Source organism: Listeria rocourtiae FSL F6-920 (genome assembly GCF_000525975.1).
GTDB lineage: Bacteria > Bacillota > Bacilli > Lactobacillales > Listeriaceae > Listeria_A > Listeria_A rocourtiae.
In genome coordinates, this window is record NZ_AODK01000075.1 from 1 (window position 1) to 3871 (window position 3871).

The window sequence follows — 3871 nt, forward strand, 5'->3', positions numbered from 1 at the left end:
GAAAATTGCATTATAATGTGAATGGTGTATTTGTTCGTTATGGTTCGATTACAGGCACGAGCTACTCCATCTATGCGTCAGATGTAGCTCTTCTAAAAACAGTAGGGCAAACCTTTGAAGTGGTAGCTGTCAATGAATCCGGGGTAGAAGGAAAAAGAACGATGGGAACGGTAGTAAGTAAGGAAACAGTCGTAACACCGACAGATGTTACTACAAAATCAAGCTATGCGGCTGGAAGTGTGACAGGTGTGGCAACACGCGTAGGATTGTATGTGGATGGTACGCTTGTTCGTTACGGTTCGATCACAGACGGACAATATAAGGTGTATATACAAGATGTTGCAGCACTAAAAACAGTGGGTAAGGAATTTGAGTTACGCTTTTTAGATAGCGATAGCACTGTTATTCATACGTTGACACAAACAGTGAAATAAGACCCGGAGGCCTATCTTGGCCTTCGATACATAATAATATTCATTTTTTCAGCCCATGCTGAAAAATATGAATGTCGCAACAGAAGTTTTTAGTGGTTAAATAGAAATATAAGTTATAAGAGGATTTATAACAAATTTATCAAAGGAATGGAGAAGTAATTATGAAAAAATGGATTATTTTTAGACTGCATCCGTCTCTGTTTTACGAATATAGAAGTCTCGAAGAACATCCGATTGAATGGAATTAAAAGCAGTTACTGGAAAATCTAATCTGTGTAAAAAAGGATAGATTGATAGCCAGTAATCTCCCGTTGTCTCCATACCAATCATTATATTTTCTGGCACCAAATGCTTCCTACTTACGTAGCTATTTACAATAGGTGACGGAAGGCCCCTATACTACAATTCTAAATCACAAAGTGGTTTGAATATACAAAATCATTCAGTTAAAAAATCTAATTCTAATATATGAGGAGGTGAAAAGTACAATTATTCGTTATATAAAGGTTAAAAAATTAGAATAATAGAGCATTCTTTAAATTTAAGTAATTACAGTTGCTTTATTAAAAATATAATCAAGAAAGGAAAGAGGAAAAAATGAAAAATAGACGAATAGTAATATTGTTGAATATTCTGGCATTATGTTTCTCATTATATTATACAAAACCAGTTAAGGCTGAAGAAATGGAGACTTCCTATACGGTGCAAGGTAAAGGGAGTATTACAAGTGAGAAAAATAGGTTGGGCAGAAGTCTTAGTTTTTCTGAATTATACCCAACACCTCATTATGTGAAAAAAGGAGAGCTCATCGATATTGAAGTTACAAGTAGCACAAATAGTGATTCTGGAATCTTAATAGCTATAGGAACTCCTTCAACAGCAGGTGGCATCACGAAGAAAAGCCTTGTCAGAGGCTCTAATAAAATAATGGCTGATCGCGATGGAGTAATTTCATTAATTAACCGACAAAATAATGGAATTGTAAAATTTAAATTAAACACTCCCTTGAATACAATTCCTTTTTTTGAGCTTGGAAAAACATCTAATTTAGATTTTAAAGAACAAATGAATGAAAAAAGTTCTGCTCCAGTGGTACAATTAGTGAGCAAAAAAAGCTCTTATTACTGTAAGTTATGCGAGTGCTAAAAAATATATAAGTAATCCAGAGGAGTTGATGGCTTACTATGATAAATTTTTGTTTGCACAAGATAAAATTGAAGGAACACTAGAGACCGGACGAGGAGATTATTTATCTGCCCAACATTTACAACATTATGTAGAGGCAAATAGCGGATACATGTTTGCAACTAATGAATATACGGGTTATTATGGCTCAGGTGCAATGGAGCGTCTTTTAAAAACTAACAATGGTTGGGGTGTTTGGCATGAGAGTGGTCATCAAAGGCAAATGTATGCCATGACTTTTTCCAAGGCTACTGAAGTAATCGTCAATCTGTATTCGATGGCAGCTCAGAAAGCTGTAACTGGAAGAATAACTACTTTAGATGCTTATCACCCACAAATTCAGAATTATTTAGCCTCATCTAATAAAAATTATGAGTCACAAAGCAATTATGTGAAATTGGGACTATACTGGCAACTTATGGATGTTTTTGGAGATTCATTTTATCCACAACTGCATCAAAGGTATAGATTATTGGAGAAAAAACCACAAACAGATGCTGAGGAAAAGCAAGTTTTCATAATTGAGTCTTCAAAAGTGGCCAATTTGAATTTAGTTCCATTTTTTGAAATGTGGGGAATCTCAGCTACCGGGAGTACAAAGGAAGCACTCAAAAACTACCCTGAGTTAGATAAACCTATTTGGTTAAATACGAACACTAATAAATATCGAATTGGTATACCCCATAATATATACATCCCGGAGCTTGCGTATTTTAAAAATGTCGTGAAAGGTATGTCTTACAATGATAGCCAAATACAGGTGGCTTTTGATGTGAATTGGTTGAAAGGGTATAAATATGTTGTAACAAAAAATAATAATTATTTAGGAGAGGTGTCAGATGGAAAAGCTTACGGTGGTGAGGGGGGCGTTTTAAACAACAACTATACATTAACTATTAAGACTCTTCCTCTTCCGAATGATAAAATTAATGTGGAGGCACACTATAATGGAGTTCATCACTTAAAGACTTATTATCCATATGATGTGAATTTAGAAAATCAATTGTTACAACTGTTTACGGATAATGCAAGAAAAAAAATTAGTACCAGGTGTAACGCAAGAATTGTTAGACACGTTGTTGGTTTCTATACAACAGGCTAATAATAAGGATGAACTTTTGTTGTTGTATGATACTGCACAAACGCTTTTGCTACATGAATTAGACGAAGGTAATCAATATAATGCCATTCAACAAGAACTGGGAAATCTGATTGGAAATCCAGCATTTAAATTCACAGAGTCTAGTACGGCGATCGATAAATGGGCATTATACCGTAATAACGTGGCAGTTAGTAACGCCTCAACAAGCATCACGCTACAACAACCAGTAGATACTGATGGTAATGTTCCTACGACCAATGCAAGTATTAAGATGAAGAAGGGTGCGCAGGTTGGTGAACTACAAGGGTATATTAAAGATGACAACATGTTAATTATGGGACAAACCCTTAAAACGATTGCTAATCATAAGTATAGATTAACCGCCAACCGCACTGGTAAAAGCGCTGTTGTTTTATACGATGGAACGAATGTATTTTCCGGTTCAAAAGGTGGACTAGGTGACAAATATTCAAATGGAGTGAATCAACGTGTAGAGCTTGTGTTTACAGCAAAATCGACTGCTACTTCAGTTGGAAATCGTTTTATTTCAGATAAGAGCGGTAACTGGCAAGTATTTGGCATGAGTGACTTCCAAGTTTTTGATATCACAGAAGCAGAAAATCAAGGGAACGCTAGTGAAGCGGTCAATAATTTATTCACAAACAAAGATCCAAACGGTACGATTACAGAAACAGTGACACAAGCGGAGATTGATGCGGCGCAAGCGTTGATTAACAAAGTAACAGACCCTGCGAAGAAAGCAGCGTTACAAGCAGATCTAAACAAAGCACAAAGTCAATTAGATGCGAAAACAGCGCAAGCAGAAGCAGAAAGTGAAGCGCGTGAAGCGGTAAATAATTTATTCACAAACAAAGATCCAAACGGTACGATTACAGGAACAATGACACAAGCGGAGATTGATGCGGCGCAAGCGTTGATTAATAAGGTGACAGACCCAGTGAAGGAAGAAGCGTTACAAGCCGATCTAAACAACGCGCAAAGTCAGCTAGATGAGAAACAAGCTAAGCTTGTAGCACCAACGATTCATCCGTTTGTACAGGGTGATAAATATATCACAGGTACAGTGGATCCAGCGGCAAAACGAGTAGCTATCTATGTCAATGGTACGCTAATCCGCTACGCATCGGTG

Annotated in this window: 5 protein-coding genes; 4 read left to right on the forward strand and 1 reads right to left on the reverse strand. The window is 36.5% G+C overall.

The features are described 5' to 3' along the window. Window positions 1–434: immunoglobulin-like domain-containing protein (locus PROCOU_RS17875; protein ID WP_036074269.1), on the forward strand; the 434-nt coding region annotated here is incomplete at its 5' end. A gap of 180 nt (window positions 435–614) precedes the next feature. Here PROCOU_RS17875 and PROCOU_RS17605 read toward each other — a convergent pair. Next, entirely contained in the window at window positions 615–779 is a 165-nt protein-coding gene (locus PROCOU_RS17605; RefSeq protein WP_133621235.1) for an IS110 family transposase, read from the reverse strand. Between the two features lie 252 nt (window positions 780–1031). Between PROCOU_RS17605 and PROCOU_RS16880 the strand changes: the two genes are divergently transcribed. The 3 genes from PROCOU_RS16880 to PROCOU_RS16885 form a co-directional block, all read left to right on the forward strand. Beyond that, window positions 1032–1580: a hypothetical protein gene (locus PROCOU_RS16880; protein WP_051994466.1), complete on the forward strand. Its 549-nt coding sequence runs from the start codon at window positions 1032–1034 to the stop codon at window positions 1578–1580. Between the two features lie 25 nt (window positions 1581–1605). Then, on the forward strand, window positions 1606–2721 hold the full coding sequence (locus PROCOU_RS15655) for a M60 family metallopeptidase (protein ID WP_244266346.1): 1116 nt from the start codon (window positions 1606–1608) through the stop codon (window positions 2719–2721). Continuing rightward, window positions 2645–3871: toxin Cry1Ac domain D-VI-related protein (locus PROCOU_RS16885; protein WP_244266347.1), on the forward strand; the 1227-nt coding region annotated here is incomplete at its 3' end. The genes PROCOU_RS15655 and PROCOU_RS16885, both read left to right, overlap by 77 nt.